We start from the raw sequence: 22,799 nt of genomic DNA on the forward strand, positions 1-22,799 counted from the left end.
CATGATTGCTTTGAGAAACACAATAATCCTGATACTTTTTCTCTTTTGTCACATTGGATCACAAATCGTCGGTGAGACTGGCATTTGGAGGGAAATCCTCCTGGAAAATTTCGAACTTTCGAATTTTAATGCAGAGAATTTACGCACAAAACTAGAAAAAGGTACAAAACTTCCAGAAATCTCACTTTCAAACAATTTTACTGCTCCCATCCCAGGTTCAAAACAGGCACTCGTGCTTCGGATCCCAAAGGATGCGAATTTGCCATTTTCTTTATACTTTCCTAAGCCAATCGAAGTGAATGCATTCATCAAAGAAATTTCAATTCCCATCTATTCTTCACAATCAAGTGGGAACCTAACACTCATCATAGAAACTCAAGATGCCGATGTGAAACAACTCAATCTCACGTCACTTAACTTTCGTGGATGGAAAACGATCACGGTATCCATCTCAAAAAATTTTGACCAAAACGATCGAGTTTTTATGCAAAAAAGCTCTATTCGTATTTTAGGATTTTTTTATCTACCATATGAAAACAATGACCCGAACCAAGAGGTACTCATAGCCATCGATGATATAACTGCCATTGTGCGAGACAAATATAGACCTCTCCGAAACAAAGAAATCCTACTCGAAGACTGAAGATTTAACACGTTTTCCTAAACTTTCCCATAAAATCCCACTGAAAAAACTCTTTTCTTCCCAACCTCATGCCCAAACCTGATCCTAAATGGAAATGGAACTCTCCCTAGAACAATACGAAACCCTTCTCAAATTAGTTTATATGGGAGATTGGGTCATTTCCACATTACAAGCCAAAGACAGATCAGAAGATGAACCAGATTCTGATTCCCGGTATGCAGATGTTGTCCGCCATGTTTTTTCCCAAGCGGAACATGCGGGTCTTGGCAATATTGTCCAGATTGACCAAAACAATGGAGAACCTTACCTCACAAGAGAGTTTGAAGAAGAAAGTGGTCTTGTTGATATCTTGGAAGATTATGAAGACGAAGTGTTTTGGCAAGCTCTCATAGAAAGGTTGGCTCACAGAGATTTTTTACGCCATTTCGGCGAAACAGCAATCTCCCAAATGGCTATCGAAGAAAGGATCGAAAAAGAAACTCCTTTCCATGACAGATGGGCTACCGAATTCCATGAAAATGGGTTAGAAAATATCAAAACCTAACAAATATTACTTAGATTTAGGCCATAGTAATCGATCTTCTCTTAATTTTTTCTTCGTCATTGCCTCGTCATTTCTCATCCTAAGTGTATATTCAATTTGATCCTTTGTTTGCGCTGATAAAACTGTTGATTCTATCGGATCACCAGCATCACGTAACAAAAGTTGGATGGACTCAAATGTATCTTTATTTAAAAAATCTCCATTGTTTGGAATTTTAGGAATTTGGTAGAAGAGTTTTAACGCATCAGATTGTATTTTAGGATCTTGTTTCCACTGGCCATACTCCCAGAGGATTTTTGCTTTTTCAAAAATTCCATCTTTTGTTCGATAAAAATTAGGTGTGTTTTTAATCAGCGTATCTAGGATATCAATTCTTTTTTTCACATAGGCATCTTCGGCATCTAAAACATTCAGAATCTTTTTCTCTTGCAGAAGTTTTTTGTACTTCAATTCCACTTGGCGAAGGGTTTCGTAACGTAAAGTTTGTTTTTGCTCTGGTGTAGAATTCCTAAGATAATCTCTCACACGAAAGTATTGTTCTAATGCTTTGCCTTGAATGTAGTAAATATTCTCGATTGTAAATAAAATTTCTGTACCAGTATTTGTTCCCAATTGTGCGGATAATGCAGCCATCATTTGGCGCAAAAAATCTTCTTTGTTTAAATTTTCCTGAAAGTAATCAATCGCAAAATAACTCATATCATTGCTGAAAGGATATGCTAACCTTTGCAGATTTTCATAATACAAGTCTCGAACAAATAAATTCAAATCACCTTTGTTGGGATCATACCCCATAAATCTTGAAATAAACTCATCTAATTGTTTTTCTTTTTTTTGTTTTAGTGTACGATCTAAGTACTTTGTGCGATCTTCTTTTGACATCGACAATGGAGACTTAGGTGGGAGATCACCTTCGTTTGAAATTTTCATCGTGATTGGTTGGGTGGATTCTTCTCCCTTCCTAAATTCTTCGATGATACGATTCCTTTCTTTATGTAGGTATAAATTATCCTCTGCTGAATCTAGATCTACCTTAAACGGATCGCGGATATTTTTTAAAGTAGGAAGGACATCTTTTATAATGATATCTTCGAAATCTCTTTGCCTTTTGATATAGGATTCAGCAACTCCAGAATTTTCGTTGATTTGATCATAATCATTTCGAAATTGTTTTCGAAGTTCGGAGGTCCCTTCAAGATTTTTGACTAAATCTTCCCATTGGCTACCTTTGTACTTACCTTTGGAAAAACCATCTTTTCCTTCCCCTTCACTTTCTTCTTTATCTTCACCAGATTCCTCATTCGGATCAGAAGAACCCGATTCACCTAGATTTTTTCCAAAACTCATTTCAAATGAAAGTTGTTTTTCATCTTCCAATGCATAAATCCAAGCCGGACCACATAAGGTTTTTTGGTAGATCGAATCAGAATGATTAAAAGAATATATAATAAATGTTATGTGAGAGACAACAGAAATATAGAATGCAATATAAAAACGATTCTCAAAGAAAACATTACGAATTCTTTTTAACATAGATCAAAAACACAATTCCTACAATTCCCATATACAAGTATGAAAGTAAGTTTCCGTATAAACGATAAAAAGTCATCTCTCCGGGGATTACCGATACTTTTTTTCGAATTGTTGCAGTACTTTCGATGGGTGTGAATTCATTGTCTATATTTCTACCTAAATGGTCAGTAAAAACGGATGTTCCAGAATTTGTAGATCGAACCATCCATTTCCTGAATTCTATTGAACGTAACCTACCTAATGTATGGTGTTGGAAGGATTCAACAGAATTACCATACCACTTATCATTTGTTACATTCACAATAAAATCTGGGTCACCAATAAATTTACGAACAAATTCAGATATGATCACTTCATAACAGATCAGGGGCAAAAAACTTCCGATCACCTTTTCTTCAATTCGGTTTCCTTTGTAATGGTCTCTAACGGAATTTGGACTCATCACAAATGTGTCTTCCCAATGTAGGTCTTTCTGGTCTGCAGCTAAATTGGGAGTTTTTCTCACTTCATAATAAGGAATTAAATCTAATTTAGTACCTGGTGCAAATTGTCCGGTTTGCCCAGAGAGTGCATACATCCATTCGAATGGCATGTACTCCCCAAATATTAATAAAAATACTTTCTGGTAACTATTCTTTCGTTCACCATTTGGATTCATCACAACAGATGAATTGTATGTACGAATATCATTTCGGATGATTCTTCCAGATAGTTTCTCCGCTGGAATATCAGCATCTAATTCATTAAAAAACAAATTCGTTCCGTGTCGTAAACTGATGATTGCCATCAGTGATTCAAATTGGTGCCAATAAATGCGAATGGCGCGAGTGACTTCCGAGTCATGAGTAGTAAAAAATGGAACTCCAGATTCTGGCAAAACAACTAAATCGGCAGGTTTGTCTTTTAATTCTTTTTCGACCATTCGATCGATACGAGTCATTAAATTTCGAATTTCTTCTGCAGGATTTCTACCATCTCGAAATTCCAAAGGAGCATTCGGCTGGATGATGAGAACATCTCGCTCCGCAATAGGTTTTACATTTTCCCATTTTTGAAAGAGATAATATCCATTCCCAAAAAAGACCACTAACACTAAGAAAAAAACCAAAACACCAACTAACACTCTTTTGGTAGTTTTTTTATGTCTTGGTAAATATTTTTGTAAAAGTTTTTGAATCTGTTTTGGTTTTCGCAAATAAAATAGAAAGTACGATACAAAAAACAAAAATGCGGATAACCCATAAGCACTCGTATACTCGGCGTTTTGTGCAAGGATATGATTCTCTGCGACGACATTCCCAAAATACCAAGGGAATACTTGTGGAGTAAAAAATTCCGCAAAAAGAATCGCAAAAGAAGCAATGAGTGGAAAAAATCGTCTGACTCTCGTTGCTAAAAATGAGAATAGGAGAAGGTAAACAGGGAATTTGAAATTTAAGAGAATTGCAGAACCTATAAAAATGGGAACCGCCAAATACCATTCAAACCCACCAAAAACGGTTGTCATATAGTAGATCCAATGGAAGGAAACTAAATAAAATATAATGGCAAAACCGAATCCATGATAAATGAGTTTTTTCCACTCACCTCGATTTGATTTTTCAATGATAAAGAGACCAAAAGGAGCAAACCAAACAAAAAATGGTAGGTTAATTGGAGAAAAAGAAAGGAAAGAAAATACAGCCGTTAGCGTATAACAAAAAACGGATATGAACCCTTCGCGTGAAATTATAAAACGAGCTAGTTTCATATCCGTTAGACTACAAAAATTAAATTACGATTTGTTGTAGTTATTGTTACCGTTTTGTACTTTTGTAAATATCATCTTACCTGCTGCGGTTTGGATGATACTTGTGACAACCACTCGCACATCTTTTCCAACCAAATGGCCACCATTTTCGATCACAACCATTGTTCCATCTTCTAGATAACCAATTCCTTGGTTTTCATCCTTTCCTTCTTTGATGACTGAAATTTGGAATTCTTCTCCAGGTAACACAACTGGTTTCAAAGCATTGGCAAGATTGTTTAGATTAAGAACACGAACACCTTGTAACTCTGCTACTTTGTTAAGATTGAAGTCGTTTGTTACAACGGCTCCCCCTGTATCGCGAGCGAGTTTAACAAGTTTTGCATCCACTTCACGAGTATCAGAATAATCTGTATAAGTGATTTTAACTTCTATCGAACCCTTTCTTTGGAGTTTGTTCAACATCTCAAGTCCACGGCGTCCGCGAGCCCGTTTGATTGGATCAGAAGAGTCTGAAATCAATTGGATTTCACGTAAAACAAAGTTTGGAAGGATGAGTGGACCATCGAGGAAATGTGTATCAGCAATGTCCAAAATCCTACCGTCGATCACCACTGATGTATCAAGAATTTTGTCTCGAATGTGCGAGTTTGTTCCCTCAAGTCCTGGGATCGAAAAAGCAGAACCTGAAGCTCCACTGCCACCACCAAAGATAACAAGACCAGGTTTTTTGGAAAATACGACACCAGTTTTGATCCCTGTTAGGAAAAAGAGAATCGCAATAAAAATGGATACAGATTTATATCCATAATCATTGAGTAAGCTAACTGGGAAAGCGGCAATCGATAATCCTAAAAGAGCACCAATGCTTGCACACAATATAACATCTGCTTTGATTTCTGGGAATAGTTTTCTCTCACCGAGAATTAATACCAAAGAGTAAAGCAATACAACGCCAGCAAAGACTCCCGCCAAAACGATGTTTTGCGATTCCGAATGTATAAAGAAAAACGATACCGAAGTGACGAGGAGCGTCCCAAAGGCTGAAAGTAAATGTTTCATAACTCAATCCTTATAAAAGAGTTTGAGCAAAAACGGAAGTTTATTCTAAATCTAGATCATCATCCAATTCTTTTGGAGGTGGTGGTGGTGTTATGCCTTGCACTGAAGCTGCTAGTACATCAGACACGATATTCCCAGCTTCTTCTTGGGGTACACCCTTGCTCAGCGCAATTTCCATCTTTACTAAATTATAGGCGCTCTCATAGAGCTTTCTCTCCATTATGGAGAGTTCTTTGCCATAGGCACGTCTGTAAAGATTACGGCAAACATCAGCCACTTCAAAAATAGAACCAGATTTGATCTTGTTCATATTGTTCTGGTAACGGACTTTCCAGTCCTCTTCCGTGTCGACCTCATCCTTTTTTAGGAGAGTGAGAACTTTTTTGATCTCTTTTTTATCAATGATCGACCGGATACCCACATCAATTGCTCGATCCACAGGAATAGAGACCTTCATTTTGGAACCTTGAATTTCCAAACTGTAACAGTCCTTCTTCTTTCCCAGAATCAGTTTTTTAGCAACTTCTGTGACTTCACCTACTCCATGGATCGGGTATACAACGTAGTCCCCCACCTTGAATTTAGGCTCTTTAGTTTTTTCGTTTAGTTTTTTTGTAGCCAAGTAAGTATAATAACTTCCGTAAATACTCTTACCATGAGTATACCTGAAAAATGGCGAATGTCAAGGAAGTTGGCAAAAATAGTTCAGAATCGAATGGTTTTTACTTCTGCACCAGTCAATTGAGGGAGTTTTGCTTTCACAGCATCTAATGTATCTTTCGCATCATCAAGGCGATAGAAGTATCCAGCAAACAATTTGCCAGTCGAAGTTCGAAAAATTCTTCCCCTTAAGTTGGGTTGTGACTCGATCAATTGTTTTCCAACAGAAATAGCTTCTTCAGGACTAAAATCACCAATTTGGACCATATAATTGATTTGATCATTCTTCGGAGGGAATTTTAAGGTCGCAGGGAACGGAGAATTTGAATTCGGATCGGCAGTTGTTCTCTCTGTTTCTTTGGTTTGGTATGAATCCTCATCACTTTCAGAGAGTTTTGGAAGTGGTTGTGATTTTATTCCCACATTCGAAAACGATGTTTCTGATTTTTCTTTGAATTTGCTTTCTTTTTGGCCCAATTGGATGCCAACCACCATTCCAGAAGTAAAGAGCAAAATGCCTCCAATGAGGAGGATGAAGGCGGATTTCGGTTTTGTTCCCATCCCGAGAGAAGAATTGGATTGGGGAAAGGAAACATACGACTGCATGTCCCCTTCTAAGGGTCGGCCTGACCTAAGCTTTCTGGAATAATCTATATTTTGCATGGGCGTTCCGATTTCTCTATTACTACCATTGTCGGAAACAAAACTGAAAAAATAGAATGGTTTTTTTGGCTTTTATACTGAGAGGAAATCACTTGAAAATAATGCACCATTAAGTTCCTATCTGTATCCAATTTTACTCAATTCTGCAAAATTCATGAGTCTCAAAAATCGCTTTTCAAATTCCATAGATGATTGTCCTATCGATCAAAATGAAACAGTTATTCGTATCAACCGCTAAACTAGCATTATTCACCACAACCTTACTCACAATAGGTTGTGCCACAATGTTCAAACCTACAACACATAGACCAATTCAAGTGTATGCAGATCAGTTGGAATCAAGTATATACTTAGATGACGAAAAAGTAAGTGAATCCTTTCACCTGATAGAATATCCAGAAAAGTCTGATAAAAAATTCAATTACAGAGTGGAAAAAAATGGATTTGAACCTAAATCATTTGTCGTTGAAAAGAAATTTAACAAATTCGCATATTTAAATCTTTTAACTTTTCTATTTTCTCCAATTTTGTTTTTAATCGATCATTCAAATGATGCACTTTTTGTTTATAAATGGCCTGAAGAAAACATCAAACTTGAAGTAAATGAAAAATACAAAGAAAAAACTGATACTTCTACATACAAACAGTTTGAATCTGAACGTGCAAAACTAAAAAACACAAAAGGATTGATTGTATTCAATGCACATGTCACAGGAGTCCTCGTAAAGGATAGTGATGGAAATCAATACGATATCAAATCAGCTCCTTTTTTGTTTATGCCTGGGAATTTTGAAGTACAATCGAAGTTTTATACTACTTTCAAAAAAGGAAGTTACCAACATACTTACACTGCAAAAACCCCAATCACAAGTAAACTAACTTTGCAACCTGCAACGTCAATTGCTGTTTGTACAGATTATGACAATGCCAAAAATACAACGACACATACTTTGATACCATCAGGAAAACCAAACCCATATTTGGCTTCGGATACAATCTTAAGATCATTTGATATTACAAGGTATTGCCCAAAATCAATTTTCTTAGAAAAGGTAAATCCATAATCTAGAACTATGAAATGATTTCAGAGTGCCAAGTGTATGCATCCACTCCGATTCATTTCAATTTTATATTCATTGAAAGATAAATGATTCATAAGAAACTGGAGTTAGTTTCTTATGAATTGCCCCCTTTGTAATTCTCCTTCTTCTCCCTTTTATCAAAACAAATTCAGATCATATAATCGATGCACACTTTGTTTATCAATTTTCATGGAAAGAACATTTTTACCGACACGAGAAGAAGAGAAAAAAAGGTATCTTGAACATAATAATGATATCCTAGATGTTAATTACCAAAATTTCGTGAAACCAATTGTTGAAAAAATCCTGATCCAACAAAATCCTAAGGATCTCGGTTTAGATTATGGAGCAGGACCTGGCCCTGTTGTTGAATATTTACTCAAACAGAAAGGATACCAAATCAATTTATTTGATCCATTCTTTCATCCAATTGAAGAAAATTTAACAAAACAATATGATTATATCATTTTAACAGAGGTGGTAGAACACTTTCATCACCCGAAGTTAGAATTTCAGAAACTTCATTCTTTACTGAATGAAAATGGAAGGTTGTATATCTTAACCCACCCTTACGATGATTCCATATCCTTCGATCGATGGTATTACAAAAACGACCAAACTCATACCTTCTTTTATACAAAAGAAGCTTTTTATTTGATCAAAGAATTTTATAATTTCCAAACGATGGAATTTAACAATCGAATCATCATCTTTCAAAAATAATTTTTGTTACAATAAACTGATCAATTCCTGAAGTTTTTTATTTTCAGGGGTCATTTGTTTTAAAATTTGAACTAAATAATTGGTTCTATCTTTATCCCCAATTAAACGACAAACATCCGCTAAATGGATTAAATTCCGAATATTGTTTGGTTGGCGAAGCCTCACCCTTTCACTTAATTCTTGTGATTCTAGAAGGAACGATTGTGATTTATACATAGAATACAATCGTTTGTATAAAACTGAGGTATGGAACATCCAACTAGTATCGGATGGATAATTTTCTAGTGCTAAACTAGCATATTCCATTGCCTTTAACAATACCCCCTCTTTTTCATATAACTTTGTGATATATTTTAATTCTTTAATGGAGATATCTAAGGCAGAATTATAGGACAAAAGTACATCCAATGCTTTGCTGTGTTCTTTTTCCTTTATCAGTTTTTTCGCATCTTGCCAATATATACCAGGTTTTGAATACAATCCAAGATTATATTCAAGTGAAATGATGCTAAAATCATCCGAAAATTTACCTTTTGATTGTAAGGCAGGAACTAATGTTTCGATATCCCCTTTAGATTCTTCAATACAATCCAAAATCAAATTATGATTTTCATTGATTTCGCGAAATCGACCCGATTCAGAAATTACCAAATCATCTTTTCCATCGGAACCACAAAATATTTTATCACCTTTCTGCATCTGAAAAACGGAAATAAAACGATTCGTTGGGACTTCCATCACTCCTAACTTGTAATAATGAATTTCATCTTCAATAAAACTAGCTTTACCATCACGATATAAGATAATCGATGGATGTTCTAAATTGATGAAGTATAAAGTTCCTGTGGATTCCTCAAGGAGACCAAGAACAGCAGAAACGAGCATGGCTCCATCAAAGGTTTCAAATATTTTTTGCAGATCCAAATAACAATCGTGCAACCACCTTTCTGGAGACCGATTGGAAGAAGTTGGGTCCATTTTCGAACGAATGACAATCGAATTATAAACAGCACCGAGTACAATAGCACCACCGGCACCTTGTATTGATTTTCCCATGGCATCGCCATTGATAAAAGCCTTATAACGTTTGCCTTGCAAAATCAAATTATAAACAGATAGGTAATCTCCGCCTAATTGGTATTCCTTATTGCGGAAATTGAATTTTTTATATTGGCTGAGTAAGGTTTTGATCGTTACAGCTGTCCCATCTGTTTCTTTTCCAATTAATGGGTCAAACAGTAGTGTTGTTAGAAAATAGTCCCCATCTTGTTGTGATTTTAGAGTCTGTAGATCTTGTACTGCTTTTGTGACTTCTTCATTTTTTTTTGTGATTCGCAGATGGTTTAAAAATGAATGGAAACGATACCTCTCTATGATAAGTCCACTAAAAACACCTAACACATAACTTAATACCAGGTTCTGCATGGAATATTCAGAAGCAGGTGAATTTAGATTTGGTTTATAAATGAAGACTGCTGTTAAAAATAAAAAGATGGAAATTGGATAATAAAAAAATAAGGTTTTTCTAGGAAGGGGTAAAAATGAAAGAATGATCACCACCATCTGAAGACCTGAAACATAAGGAGCATCATCAGCAATCCTACCTGTAAAATAGGATGTTGTGAACAATACATAACCGTATACAACGTAACCCCAAGTTAGTCCTTCTATACGAGATTCGATTTTTTTGGAGTGATTGATTAAAATAAAAATGGTATAAAAAACACAGAGTGATGTAAAACCAATCCGAAATAAAAACATATCGGGAAATTCTGGATGGAGTTTTGCATCAGTATCAAAAGCAAAGCCAAGTAAAGCGATACTTCCAATCAAACTGCCCGGAAATTGGATGATGCGAGCTTGGCGGTCTAACTCTTTACAATATTCTAAATTATAAATTTTCCTTTCGGGGATTAAATCTAGAAAATTAGAAACGATCGTTTGTAAATGCCTATACACGATGTTTCATTAGACGAAAAAACCCGCACGAGGGCGGGTTTCTCAAAGGTCTACATTCTATTTTTTTTTAGAAATGTGGTTTTGCCGGGAACTCAAGTGTAGGTGCGATTCGGGAGATGATATCGCCAAATGAGAAGGCAAATAATAATGCAAGGAAAGCAAATGCCGAAAGGAAAATGACTCGGTTTAACATATTGTCATACTTTAAGTGCATGAAGTAAGCTAATACGAAGAAAGCCTTACCCGTTGCCACGGCCATCGCTACAATCATGTTCCATTTTCCTAAGTCATATTGTGCAACCCAAACGGTCACAAATGTTCCAAAGAAAAGTGCGAGCAATACATACACGTATGTTTTGATCGAAATCACGTGATGCTCGTGTTCCTCTTCCTCTTCACCGTCTTCCACCCACATAGAAGCAGAAGCGTGGTCCTCTTTGTGGTCTTCGTCCCCTAAAACAAATTTCAACAATTTGTTGTCTTTGTTTTCAGATGCGAAATTTGCAAAACGATTGGTTTGGAAAAATTGTCCAAACCAGTTTACAATAAAACCAAGGATGGTAGCAGTTGCAATTCCTGGCGCAAAAATTCCAAACCCAAGAACAGGTGTAAAAACTGCCACAAGTGCAATGAAGTATAGTCCGTAATTGATTACGTATTCCATTTTATATTCCCTTTTATCCTACCAAGTAAAGAAGTGGGAAAAGGTAAATCCATACCAAGTCCACAACGTGCCAAAATAAACCCACACCTTCTACAGGAGTGTAGTATTCAGGTCCCACTTTCCTTCTCAATGTTTTGATGAAAATCCAGAAGATGAGGAGTGCTCCGGCCACAACGTGAATCCCGTGAAGTCCAGTCATCACAAAGTAAAATCCATAGAACATTTCCCATTTTGGTTGAGAGATCACAGCTTTTAAGCGAGTGACTTCTTCTGCACTCACATGGTTCTTCTCAAGTTCAACAGGGTTTTTTAAGAGAGCTGAAATTTTTGATTCACACTCTGCTCGTTTCCCACCGGCACCACAAGTAGGGTCAACTAACGAGAATTTGCCGGGAACAGTTCCTACATGGAACTTGTGGCTATATTCGAAGTATTTGATGACCATGAAGGCACCAGCACATGCGATCGTGAGAGCAAGCATGATGGCTGCGATTTTATGCAGACCACGTTGCACATAATTGATGGCAGCAGCCATTGTGAAGGAACTGACAAGGAGCACAACCGTGTTGACTGCACCCATTTTCCAATCCAATGTTTCAGAACCGTTTTTAAAAACAGTTGGATACAAAGAATGGTAGATGAGGTAACCTACGAAGAGGCCACCGAACATCAAAATTTCAGTGCAAAGGAATAACCAGATTCCTTGTTTGGAAGAGGCATATTGGTGTTCTGCACTCTTAAAATGGTGTTGGTGTTGAAATTCACTTGAAGAACTAACGGAAGTCATATGGCCCTGCAGTTACTGTTGGAGTATTGATAAAGTTTTCGTGTGGAGGAGGAGAAGACGTTTGCCATTCGAGTGTTTTTGCACCCCAAGGGTTGTCCGTTGCTTTTTCACCTTTAAAAATTCCATGAATGATTGTGATGAGTCCTACCAAAAATCCAAGACCAATCAGCCAAGAACCCACTGTTGAGATTTGGTTGAGGTTTGTGTATTCTGGGAGGTAATCAAAATAACGTCTTGGCATTCCCATCGCACCGAGTACAAATTGAGGGAAAAAAGTTACGTTAAATCCAGTGAAGATGAGAACCCAAGAAATTCGTCCGCCAAGATCAGAAGTCATCCTTCCAAACATCTTTGGGAACCAGTAAAGGATTCCACCCATCAGTGCCATAAGAGTTCCCCCTACCATCACGTAGTGAAAGTGGGCGACAACAAAGTATGTATCATGGAAATGAACGTCCATACCAGTGGATGCAAGGAAAACTCCTGTCAAACCACCAATGGTAAAGAGGAACATAAAACCAAGTGCAAAAAGCATAGGCGCTTCGAAGGTAACCGTTCCGCGGTACATTGTGGAGATCCAGTTGAAGAGTTTGATGGCAGTTGGTACCCCAACAAACATAGTGATAATGGAGAACACAATCCCAGCGATTGTAGACTGACCCGACACGAACATATGGTGTCCCCAAACAAGAAAGGATACAGCCGCAATCGCTACCGATGAGTAAGCAATCGCACGATAACCAAAAATTGTTTTTTTGGAAAACGCTGTGATGAGTTCAGAAATCACACCCATTGCAGGGAGGATCATGATGTATACAGCAGGGTGTGAATAGAACCAGAAGAAGTGTTGGAAAAGAACTGGGTCTCCACCGAGGTCTGGATCAAAAATTCCTACACCTAGAGTTTTTTCAGCTCCAATGAGAAGGAGAGTGATCGCAAGGATTGGCGTGGCAAGGATTTGGATGATGGAAGTGGAATAAAGAGCCCAAATCATCAGTGGGATCCTGTCCATTGTCATTCCCGGTGCTCGGAGTTTATGGGTAGTTACGATGAAGTTAAGTCCCGTTAAGATGGAAGAAAAACCCATCGTGAAGGCACCCAAAACGAGTAAAATCACCCCATTGGATGTTTTTGCAGTCGAGTAAGGAGTATAAAAAGTCCATCCTGTATCCACTTGGTTGAAGATCATGGAAGAAGCAGCAATCGCAGCTCCCGCAATGAAAATGTAGTAGGACGCAAGGTTGAGCCTTGGGAACGCAACATCTTTGGCTCCCAATTGGATCGGTAGGACAAAGTTGCCAAGGAAAGCTGGAATTCCGGGAATGATCACCATAAATACCATAATGGCACCATGGAAGGTCATAAACTTGTTGTAAGTGTCTGGATCAAGGAGTGGTTCTGCGCCAAATTTTGCTAAGTGCAGACGGATTCCCAATGCAAAGAAACCACCAATTAAGAAAAGGGTAGCAACCGTTGCAAAGTACATAAGTCCAATACGTTTGTGGTCTAGAGTGGTCATCCAAGACCAGATTCCAGATCCGTGGTTCAGGTAATTATGGTCTGCGTGACCATGTTCGGTTTTTGTATGTGCTGAACTCATCTCTCTTCCTTATTTAATGGATTTGATATATTCAATTAAGTTGGCAACGTCTTCATCAGACAATTGGCCTTGGAATAACGGCATCGCAGCAGGGTAAGTTTCTACGATTTTTGCAGAAGAAACAAGGATGGATTCGCGAAGATAGTTTTCATCCGCTTTTGTTTTCGTTCCATCAGTGAACTTACGTTCAGATCCAAAAAGACCTTTCATCGTAGGTCCGACTACTCTTGATCCATCAATAGAATGGCAAGAAGCACAAGCTTTTTGAGCAAATAAAGTTTTTCCTAAATCAGCAGGAGTGTCTGCGCCTTTTTTCTCAGCATGGTACCAAGCAGCATACTCTTCAGAAGGGATCGCTTTGATCTTGATCATCATGCCTGAGTGTTTGGTCCCACAGTATTCCGTACAAAATACGATGTATTCGCCTGGTTGTTTTGGTTCAAACCAAAGTTGAGTGAGTTTGCCTGGAACCGCATCTTGTTTGGTTCTAAACGCTGGAACATAAAAACTATGGATGACGTCTTTGGATGTGAGGATGAGTTTTGTCGCTTTACCTGCTGGAATGATCATTGGGTCATTTGCAGAACTATAAAACTCTTTTCCGTTTGCATAACGGTATGTCCATGCCCACTGCTCTGCAGTGACATGAATTTCTGCCGCCACATCTTCTGGTGGAGTTCTGAGTTTTTCAAAAATGACCATACCCCAATAAAAAATTCCCATCATGATGACGAGAGGGATAAAGGACCAAAGAAACTCTGCAAAATTATTGTGAGTAATGTATGCGGATTTCTGGTCTAAACTTGTACGTTTGAACTTGATGAGGAACCATGTCATTCCACCAATCAAGATGACAAACGAAACAAGGCTTGCTATGATCAGAAATGCATAGAGAAGATCGACTTCTTTTGCGATTTCAGTGGCCTGAATAGGCATGAACGAGGTCGCTGGAATGAGACTGCTCCAAGACATCTATGTGACTCCTTGACGGTTGTTATTTGTTATTTTTCGCCAGTTTATGTATAAAAACGCACCGAGAAGGAGTAAGGTGACCGCCCCCCCGAATTGCATCATCCTGTATGCGTATATCGTATATTTATTTTTTCTTGGATCAAATTGAAAGCAAAATAAAGCAAACTTGTCCACAAAACTCCCAATCTTACCAGAAGATGCCTCAAGAAAGGCAAATTTTAAATCTCTAGGTTCGAGTTGGATGCCTTGGAAGATCCGAGACACTCTCCCATCAGGAGTCAAAACATACACACCACTTGCATGGATGTATTGTTTCGCTTCCTTATCCCAGGCGTAACGAAAATCCAATTGTTTAGTCAATGCATCAATGGATTCTTGTGTGCCTGTGAGTAAATGGAGACCCAACTCTCCTCCCACTCTTCCATAATCCTTCAAGTATGCACCTTTCTTTGGAAACGAGATCGATTCGTTTTCTTTAGGGTCAATCGATACTGCAATATATTGGTATTCTTTCCCTAAAGACCAATCGAGGTCTTTCAAACTTTTAAAAACACCATTGAGGTGAAAGTTACAAAGGGTTGGGCATTTGAAGTAAACAGGAGAAAGTAGGATGGGTTTCCCTTGGGAAAGGAAATCGGAAAAAAGAACTTCTTTTCCAGATTCATCTCGAAAGGGAATATCGAGTCGCAATGTTTTGCCCGTGACATCTGAAAATCCAATGTTTTCCAATTCCTTGGGAAGTTTGTTTTCTCTTGTTAAGTTGGAGTGTGGGTCATACGCAGACACAGACTCAAAAACAAAGATCAAACAAAAACAAATGAAAATGCGGATGTTCACGTAATTTGGTTGTTACCCTATTTGGACTGAACGCTAGGAGTTTCCATTCCTGGGTTTTCCGGAGTCCCCGGATGCACAAAGGAAATGTACGCGAAGAAAAGTATGTTGAGTGCGAGTGTGACAAGGAAAGTCCAATAGCCACCCTTGTTGTAAAGGTCTGTGTTTTGCATAATCTTACCTGATATAGTCTATACGAAAAACTGCTCTTTTTATCCAACAATTTTTAAAAGATGCAAGATTAATTTTATTTTCCCCAAACCCAGATCACAAAACCTGGAGGAAACAGACAGACGTATGACACTCAAACGTTTTTACACCATCCTTTCCGTTATGATCCTAATCAATCTTCTCTATGGTCCACTGGTACGGGCCACAGATTCGGGCCTTGCATGCCCGGATTGGCCATTATGTCATGGGAAGTTTGTGCCTGAGTTTACCTTTCAAATTTTTATGGAGGTTGGACATCGTTATTATTCAGGGATAATTGGGATCCTTGTAGGGATTGGGTTCGTTTGGATCATAAAAAATCCTGAAACAAGAAAATCTTTGGGAGTGGCAGCAACTTTATCCATATTGTTTCTCATTTCTCAAGTGATTCTCGGTGGTTTAACTGTTACAAAACTTCTCCATCCGACAACTGTTAACTTACATTTACTCAATGCCGTATTATTATTATCGGCGTGTATCACAATTCGTCTGTCATTATCAGAAGACTCTTCTTTATCCGAATTTCAATGGAACCAAACGGGAAAATATTATTTTGTAATCGTTCTAGTTTCCGTATTGTACCAATTATTCTTAGGTGGTAAAGTCAGTTCCCACTATGCAGGACTTGCTTGTCCCGATTTCCCAACTTGCCATGGTGAATGGTTTCCACAGATGGTTGGAACGATACGATTCCATATGGAACACAGGCTATTTGGTTACCTCACTGCCCTACTTGTTTTATCTTTATCTGCCTATGCAATCCTTACCTTAAGAAACAAAAAGGTAAAACAATACTTAAAAATCGCATCATACTTAATCTCATTCCAAATCTTTTTGGGAGCGATGAATGTTTTGTACCATTTACCAAAACTCATTACAGGCCTACATACATTGAACGGAGTTTTAGTATTTTTATTTTGTTATATGGCCGCTTTCTATCATTTCCGTACAAACAAACAAGAGGCACACTGATGTTCCGATTGTGGAACCAACTCACAAAACCTAGGGTAACAGTGCTCGTACTCGCGACAGTTATGCCTGGGATGTATCTCGGGACTAGTGGGTATCCCAGTTTGTATGCGATCTCCATCACATTATTTGGAACGTATTTAATGAGTTCAGCTTCTTTTATTCTCAACCAATACATTGAGAGAGAAAGAGATGCTGTGATGTACAGAACCAAACAACGGCCAATCCCCGCCGGTGAAATTTCACCGCCGAAAGCATTGGCACTTGGAGTTATCGTTGCTATCCTTGCATTTGTTATCTTAACTTATTATATCAACTTATTAACAGCTGTTTGTGCTTTATCGGCACTACTTCTCTACGTTTTTTTATACACGATATGGTTAAAACCAAGAACAGAACAAAATATTGTGATTGGTGGAATCTCTGGTTGTATTGGTCCTCTCATCGGTTATGCTGCAATGGCGAATGCTCTTCCAGTCCAGGCTTGGATCATGTTCCTTATGATTTTCCTTTGGACACCTGCACATTTTTGGGCCCTTGCCATCTTTTTAAAAGATGATTATGAATTTGCAGGGATTCCAATGATGCCTGTGGTTTCCGGGATCAAAAAAACCGTGAACCAAATTTTTCTATATGCCATTGCTTATTCTTTGTCTGTGATTGGATTTTATTTTGTTGATGATCGTATGGGGTATTTGTTTTTACTTTCTGCCATCGTCCTCACGATCCTCATCCTCAGTTTTGCTTACCGTTTAAAACTTTCTATGGACAAAGTGCTTGCGAAACGGTTTTTCTTTTTTAGTATTTTACACTTATTCCTTGTGAGCATTGCCATCGTCATCGATTCCAAAATTTAGGTTTTTTGATTGATTTGGGCTAAGGAATCTGTTTTCCTTTTGCCCATGAGTGTACTATCGCGTTATTTTACAAAATCTGATTTAGATGAGATCAAATCGGCCGTCGGGGAAGCTGAGTCCAAAACGTCGGCTGAAATTGTCCCTTTTTTTGCAGAATCTTCCCATCACTACCGGGAATGGGCATGGTTTGGTGCTTTTTTAATGGGAGGCCTAACGGGGATTAGTTTTTATACAGCTCAAAATGTGTACGGACTTGTCTGGGGAAATGAATCTTTATTTGCAGTTCTCTCCGTATGGATTGGAGCCATTTTTGGACTTGGAATCTTTACATTATTTCCAAAACTGAGGATCCAACTTGTTCCGAGAAATGCCAGACAATACTTTGTCGAACTTAGGGCGAAAGAAGCGTTTTTAGAGGAGGAAGTCTTCCGAACCAAAAACCGAACTGGTATTTTAATTTATATTTCACTCTTTGAACATTTTGTCAGAGTCTATCCGGATAAAGAAATTGCACGCGTGGTGCCTAAATCGGAATGGAATGAAGCAGTCAGGTTAATTGTCGATGGAATGAAGTCTGGCAAAAAAAAAGAAGGGATCGTAGCAAGCATCCTATTCTGCGGGGACTTACTCAAACAATACAATATCCATGTTGAAAAGGATGATAAAAACGAGATCTCAAATGAAATTCGAGATGGTGGGAAATTGATGTGATGGAAATCAAATCATCAAAACAAGTTTCGAAATCCTCTCACACTCAATCTATATTCTGTTTTCTTCTAGTTGCGGTGATCAGTGTACAATCTTCTCTTTCAGGATACCCTGTTCCTAAATTGGAAAGAAGGGTCATGGATCATGCGGGGATTTTATCTCAAAGTACGGTCGAACAAATTGAAGCAAATTTAAAACAATTTGAAGCAGAAACAAGTAACCAAATAGCTGTGTATACGACTCCTAGTTTGCATGATGAAACCATTGAAGATGTTGCAATAGAAATTTTCGATGAATGGAAATTAGGACAAAAATCTAAAAACAATGGCGTTTTGCTGATCATTGCACCTAACGAAAGAAAGATGAGAATTGCTGTTGGACGTGGATTAGAAGGTGCACTGACCGATATACAAGCAAAACAAATTATTCGTAACGAACTTCGTCCTAGTTTTAAATCCGGTGATATGGATGGAGGAGTGACTGCTGGGGTAAACGCCATCATGGCGACGATACGCGGAGAATATGCTCCTTCCGAAGACGATGTACAAACCACAGGCCGAGATACCTTAGGAGATGTGATCCCTTCCGGAATTGTAGGTGGGATTTTCACATTTATTTCTTTGTTCATACCCTCCTTTGGTGGAGTCATCTTTACCATCATTGGCCTCATTGTCATCTTACCGCTCTTCACCTTTCTCTTTGGAGGCACCTTTGGACTCATTGCAGCCATCCTATTATTTGTCATCATCATGTTCCTAAAACGGAAACTGGGACTTGGCCAGGGAGGCGGAGGCAGTGGATCAGATGGGGGTGGGTTTTATGGCGGCTGGTCTTCTGGAAGTGACTCTTGGTCTTCGAGTGATTCCAGTGATAGTTGGTCTGGAGGTGGTGGAGACTCTGCGGGTGGCGGATCATCTGGTGACTGGTAATTGGATTCCCAATAAAACCAACTGAAAAAGGAAACGATACTTATCTTCGTTTCCTTTCAGATAAAAAGGTATTTCTATCTTTCATATGTGTGTGTGAATATTTCCGATTTTACTATTTCGCTAGTTTGAATTGAAATGCAAATGAGATAACGAAATCAATTGAAGGCTTTTGTTTTGGAGCAGAGTAAAATAGGAAGAAAGATTTTACACTAAATCAATTGCCTTTGTTTATACAACTTCAATGACAATTAATGTGGAATCGTCTTTCCAACTGATTTTATTCATTTTTTGGAATAACATCGTTTGCACGGAAGGAATGATTTCTTGAAACGATAATTCGTTTGTACTTCGGATCACAGACAATAATTCATCCCACGCTTGCATTCCATCTTCTTCATTCAATTCTTCGAATAGTCCGTCAGTAAAAAGAAAAATTCGATCACCCGATTCTACTTTGGTTTCAAAGATCCCATATCGATAGTGTTCCAGTATCCCAATGATTGGCCCTGTATTTTCTAAAATAGTTGGCTCACTATTTTTTTTCATTATGATTTGATTTTGCACACCACCACCCGCATAACGGAGTATATTTTGATGAAAATCAAAATCCATAACAAGTGCAGGAAAATAGATCTGTAAATCAGCATTTTTATCATAAAAATGTTGGTTCATATAAAACAAAAGATCATTTGGCCGCATTGCCACTGCAGAAACCCTTTCAAATTCTGATTGGATCATCATGGAATACAAAGCTGCTTGCAAACCGTGACCAGTTGCATCTCCCAAAAAGAATCGATAATAAAAGTCTTGGATCCTTTTGACAAAAAAGATATCACCACCGACATCAGCAGTTGGTTTGTATAAAATATCCACATTTAAATATGGTTCCATTTCAGGAACTTTGGTTACACTTTGGATAATAGACTTCGCAAGTTTCATATCCTTTGTGATTTGATCCAATTTACTTTGAAGTTCGATTGTTTTTTCTTTGACCCTTGTTTCGAGTCGTTCATTTAAAATCGTAATTTGATTTTGAACTTTTTGAAGGGTTTGGTTTTTTTCAGAGAGTTCAATGGCAAGATTTTCTGCTTCCACAAACCCTTTCGAGAAATTTCGTGCGATGTAAATTGATTGCACAAAAAACATCATAAAGATTCCGAAATGAATGGTCAGTGGAGAATTGATGATGAGGTTATTGACTAGGATATCGTTTACAAAACTTGCCACAAAAACAACAAAACTGATAAGAAATATTATTGAATCAGCTTGGACATCACGAATTGCTCTTATCAAAACTACCAGTGTATATAAAGCACCAAAAAGTGTAAAAATCTGGAATGGGACCATCAAATATGTGTAAAACGATGATCTAGTCACAAGTACGATAAAGCAGGAAGCATACCCGACATATTTAAGTAATTCATAAACCCTTCTGGAAAAATATGGTTTAAATAACAGAAACACATACCTTGCAAAAATGGGTGTGATAAAGAAAAAACTTAGGTAACTGAGTTTTAAGTGGAGCTCCCAAGGAAGATTTGGATACAATTGCACCAGATATTTGTTTCCAGTAATGAACACTCGTAATGCGACAAAAATACAAGTCAGAGCAAACCAATAGGTAAATGGATCTTTTTTACGATTCCAATAGAGGAATATATGATACAATCCCATAAAAAGAATACTTCCAACAAGTAACATATCTCGGAGGATTTGAAATTCATATTGTTTATGGATATCAGAGGTTCGACCCAAGGTGATCAATTGAGCAGGTCCACCTTTTCTATGATGGTAGTTGGATATTTGTAATAAAAAGTTAGTTTGATTTTCCTTTGGTATAAAATCGATGATTTGAGGTCGGTATTCTGGGATTCCCGTTTGGTAGGAAGCCGAAACAACTCCATTGGATGAAAGTTTTTCACCATCAACAAATAACGAATAGGCGGATTCCATCTCAGGTACTTTGATTGAAAGTGGAATCCCTTTTAATCCATGGTTCAACTCTAAATGAAAGGTTGCATATCCATCTCCTGCTAAAAAACCTTTGTCCAAAAAGGATTTTGTCCATATTCCTGGAAATTTGAAGTAATGTGGTTCCCGGATGGATTTGATTTCAGGCAATTCTGAGGGTGTGAACAAAAGACCTGGGTAATATTCCCAATCACCAGATAATTGAATCACATGATTGGATATTTTTAGGTAGTTAACGGCGATTAATTGACCCTTCTCGGCAACAGGAGGTACTTCTGTCACAGAACATGACAAAAGTACCATACTCCAAAGGAATGTAATCCAACGGAGATTTAGTGTCACGAGTCCCTCGTTTCCTCTAGAGACGGTTAGCGATTGGAATGTATTTTCTTTGATTTTCGCCCACATATATTTGTTTTGGACGAACTTTTGAGAAATCTCCCTTCATCCTTTGTTCTCTCCAATGGGCAAGCCAACCAGGAAGTCTTCCAATCACTTGCATGACCGAAAACATATTTTTGGGAATTCCTAACGTATGGAAAACAAGTCCGGAATAGTACTCTAAATTCGGGTACAATAGATTTTCCATAAAGTAAGAATCATTCCAAACAACTTCATCAATTTGGAGAGCGATGTCTTCCACGGCACTGAGCTTTCGATTTTTATAGAAGTCTTTGATGATTTCTCGCGCGACTTGGGCTCTTGGACTTACCACGTCATATGCCTTTTGCCCAAATCCGTTGGTTCGGATGGTGAGCCCTCCACGTTTGAAACGTTCGAAATAATCTTTTACAGGTGTTTTTGTTTTGATGATGTCTTCGATGAGGCCAATCGCAGCTGTGGGTCTACCACCTTCTCGTGCGCCCCATTGTGCCATGATCCCCGCAGAAATGGATGCAAACAAATTCGCTTGGGTAGAACCTACAACTTGTACAGCTGTATTGGATACATTTTGTTCGTGGTCTGCATGTAGGATCCACATTTGGTTTAGGATACGATCAAACTCTTCAGGGACAACATAGTTGTCCGCAGGAAGTTTATGCATCATATACAAAAAATTCGTGCAGTAAGGATTTTTGTCGAGAGGGTAAACGAAAGGATGGCCTACTGCATGTTTATAAGTGAAAGCAGCGATGGTGCGAATTTTTGCGAGTAATCTTGCAATTAAGTCTACGCCCATATCCAACTTTTCTTCATACTCTTCTAAATAATAACTAGATAGTGATGTAACCATCACTGATAAAACTGCAAGTGGATTTGCCACACCAGGGAAACCATCAAAAAGATTTAACATATCTTCGTGGATCATAGAGTGTTTTGAGAGGCGACTCGAGAAATCACTTAACTCTTGTTTTGTGGGAAGATTACCATAAATTAATAAAAATGATGTTTCAACAAAAGTAGATTGGTAAGCCAATTCTTTTAGGTCATAACCACGATACGTAAGTTCTCCTTTTTCAGGATCTCTTCTGGAAACTTTTGATAAACCTAGGGCAGTATTAAATAAACCAGGGTCAACTGTTACAAGCCCTGTTTTGCGGTAAAAATCAGTAAGGTCGATACCTTCTTTTCCATCCGTACCAGTGATGACAGGAAGTTTGTATGTTTTACCTTTGATGTGGATTTCCACTTCACTCATGAAAAGACCTCTCTACCTCCTATCTTAGCAAACGTAAGTT

The 22,799-nt window shown here is 38.0% G+C and carries 21 protein-coding genes; 8 read left to right on the top strand and 13 right to left on the bottom strand.

The features are described 5' to 3' along the window. Nucleotide 1 precedes the first annotated feature (1 nt). Both EHQ43_RS09260 and EHQ43_RS09265 read left to right on the top strand, forming a co-directional pair. Nucleotides 2–643 carry a flagellar filament outer layer protein FlaA gene (locus tag EHQ43_RS09260; protein ID WP_135770948.1) on the top strand — a complete coding sequence of 214 codons (642 nt, stop codon included), beginning with the start codon at nt 2–4 and terminating at the stop codon, nt 641–643. Between the two features lie 94 nt (nt 644–737). Continuing rightward, nucleotides 738–1,187 carry a hypothetical protein gene (locus EHQ43_RS09265; RefSeq protein WP_244242728.1) on the top strand — a complete coding sequence of 150 codons (450 nt, stop codon included), beginning with the start codon at nt 738–740 and terminating at the stop codon, nt 1,185–1,187. A gap of 6 nt (nt 1,188–1,193) precedes the next feature. Here the strand turns inward: EHQ43_RS09265 and EHQ43_RS09270 are convergent, their stop codons facing one another. The 5 genes from EHQ43_RS09270 to EHQ43_RS09290 form a co-directional block, all read right to left on the bottom strand. Next, on the bottom strand, nt 1,194–2,720 hold the full coding sequence (locus EHQ43_RS09270) for a hypothetical protein (RefSeq protein ID WP_135770950.1): 1,527 nt from the start codon (nt 2,718–2,720) through the stop codon (nt 1,194–1,196). Beyond that, a complete protein-coding gene (locus EHQ43_RS09275; RefSeq protein WP_135770952.1) occupies nt 2,701–4,470 on the bottom strand; it encodes an apolipoprotein N-acyltransferase in 1,770 nt (589 codons plus the stop codon). The genes EHQ43_RS09270 and EHQ43_RS09275 overlap by 20 nt, the downstream gene beginning before the upstream one ends. 24 nt (nt 4,471–4,494) lie before the next feature. Continuing rightward, complete coding sequence (locus EHQ43_RS09280; protein WP_135770954.1) at nt 4,495–5,532, bottom strand: PIN/TRAM domain-containing protein; 1,038 nt, start codon at nt 5,530–5,532, stop codon at nt 4,495–4,497. Between the two features lie 40 nt (nt 5,533–5,572). Continuing rightward, nucleotides 5,573–6,154, bottom strand: coding sequence for a CarD family transcriptional regulator (locus EHQ43_RS09285; protein ID WP_135740616.1), 582 nt, complete (start codon nt 6,152–6,154; stop codon nt 5,573–5,575). 83 nt (nt 6,155–6,237) lie between these two features. Continuing rightward, nucleotides 6,238–6,855 (bottom strand): hypothetical protein, encoded by a 618-nt coding sequence (locus EHQ43_RS09290; RefSeq protein ID WP_135740615.1) that lies wholly within the window; start codon nt 6,853–6,855, stop codon nt 6,238–6,240. Nucleotides 6,856–7,064: 209 nt separating this feature from the next. Here EHQ43_RS09290 and EHQ43_RS09295 point away from each other — a divergent pair, with 209 nt between their 5' ends. Both EHQ43_RS09295 and EHQ43_RS09300 read left to right on the top strand, forming a co-directional pair. Next, nucleotides 7,065–7,919, top strand: a complete 855-nt coding sequence (locus tag EHQ43_RS09295) for an LEPBI_I2678 family protein (RefSeq protein ID WP_244242729.1) — start codon at nt 7,065–7,067, stop codon at nt 7,917–7,919. A gap of 207 nt (nt 7,920–8,126) precedes the next feature. Continuing rightward, nucleotides 8,127–8,660 (top strand): class I SAM-dependent methyltransferase, encoded by a 534-nt coding sequence (locus tag EHQ43_RS09300; RefSeq protein ID WP_244242730.1) that lies wholly within the window; start codon nt 8,127–8,129, stop codon nt 8,658–8,660. 6 nt (nt 8,661–8,666) lie between these two features. Here EHQ43_RS09300 and EHQ43_RS09305 read toward each other — a convergent pair whose 3' ends face one another. From EHQ43_RS09305 to EHQ43_RS09330, 6 genes are all read right to left on the bottom strand, one after another. Next, nucleotides 8,667–10,619, bottom strand: coding sequence for a PP2C family protein-serine/threonine phosphatase (locus EHQ43_RS09305; protein ID WP_135740612.1), 1,953 nt, complete (start codon nt 10,617–10,619; stop codon nt 8,667–8,669). Between the two features lie 67 nt (nt 10,620–10,686). Then, nucleotides 10,687–11,283, bottom strand: a complete 597-nt coding sequence (locus tag EHQ43_RS09310) for a cytochrome C oxidase subunit IV family protein (protein WP_135740611.1) — start codon at nt 11,281–11,283, stop codon at nt 10,687–10,689. Between the two features lie 13 nt (nt 11,284–11,296). Next, complete coding sequence (locus EHQ43_RS09315; protein WP_135770960.1) at nt 11,297–12,070, bottom strand: cytochrome c oxidase subunit 3 family protein; 774 nt, start codon at nt 12,068–12,070, stop codon at nt 11,297–11,299. Then, a complete protein-coding gene (locus EHQ43_RS09320; protein ID WP_135740609.1) occupies nt 12,057–13,670 on the bottom strand; it encodes a cytochrome c oxidase subunit I in 1,614 nt (537 codons plus the stop codon). Before EHQ43_RS09320 ends, EHQ43_RS09315 begins: the two co-directional genes overlap by 14 nt. A 9-nt stretch (nt 13,671–13,679) precedes the next feature. Then, a complete protein-coding gene (coxB, locus tag EHQ43_RS09325; RefSeq protein ID WP_135770961.1) occupies nt 13,680–14,642 on the bottom strand; it encodes a cytochrome c oxidase subunit II in 963 nt (320 codons plus the stop codon). Continuing rightward, entirely contained in the window at nt 14,643–15,479 is an 837-nt protein-coding gene (locus EHQ43_RS09330; RefSeq protein WP_135770963.1) for an SCO family protein, read from the bottom strand. Between the two features lie 294 nt (nt 15,480–15,773). On the opposite strand from EHQ43_RS09330, the gene EHQ43_RS09335 reads away from it, so the two are divergent. Genes EHQ43_RS09335 through EHQ43_RS09350 form a run of 4 tightly spaced genes read left to right on the top strand, consistent with a single transcriptional unit; the run spans nt 15,774 to nt 19,149 of the window. Beyond that, entirely contained in the window at nt 15,774–16,658 is an 885-nt protein-coding gene (locus tag EHQ43_RS09335) for a COX15/CtaA family protein (RefSeq protein WP_135770965.1), read from the top strand. Beyond that, on the top strand, nt 16,658–17,512 hold the full coding sequence (gene cyoE, locus EHQ43_RS09340) for a heme o synthase (protein WP_135753144.1): 855 nt from the start codon (nt 16,658–16,660) through the stop codon (nt 17,510–17,512). The genes EHQ43_RS09335 and cyoE overlap by 1 nt, the downstream gene beginning before the upstream one ends. A 45-nt stretch (nt 17,513–17,557) precedes the next feature. Beyond that, nucleotides 17,558–18,223 (top strand): TPM domain-containing protein, encoded by a 666-nt coding sequence (locus EHQ43_RS09345; protein WP_244242731.1) that lies wholly within the window; start codon nt 17,558–17,560, stop codon nt 18,221–18,223. Further along, nucleotides 18,223–19,149 carry a TPM domain-containing protein gene (locus EHQ43_RS09350; protein ID WP_135770967.1) on the top strand — a complete coding sequence of 309 codons (927 nt, stop codon included), beginning with the start codon at nt 18,223–18,225 and terminating at the stop codon, nt 19,147–19,149. Before EHQ43_RS09345 ends, EHQ43_RS09350 begins: the two co-directional genes overlap by 1 nt. A gap of 228 nt (nt 19,150–19,377) precedes the next feature. Here the strand turns inward: EHQ43_RS09350 and EHQ43_RS09355 are convergent, their stop codons facing one another. Together EHQ43_RS09355 and EHQ43_RS09360 are read right to left on the bottom strand one after the other, a co-directional pair. Continuing rightward, nucleotides 19,378–21,423, bottom strand: a complete 2,046-nt coding sequence (locus EHQ43_RS09355) for a SpoIIE family protein phosphatase (protein ID WP_135771095.1) — start codon at nt 21,421–21,423, stop codon at nt 19,378–19,380. 55 nt (nt 21,424–21,478) lie between these two features. Continuing rightward, nucleotides 21,479–22,759: a citrate/2-methylcitrate synthase gene (locus tag EHQ43_RS09360; RefSeq protein WP_135740602.1), complete on the bottom strand. Its 1,281-nt coding sequence runs from the start codon at nt 22,757–22,759 to the stop codon at nt 21,479–21,481. Nucleotides 22,760–22,799: the final 40 nt, after the last annotated feature.

Source organism: Leptospira bouyouniensis, from assembly GCF_004769525.1.
In the GTDB taxonomy this organism is placed as follows: Bacteria; Spirochaetota; Leptospiria; order Leptospirales; family Leptospiraceae; genus Leptospira_A; species Leptospira_A bouyouniensis.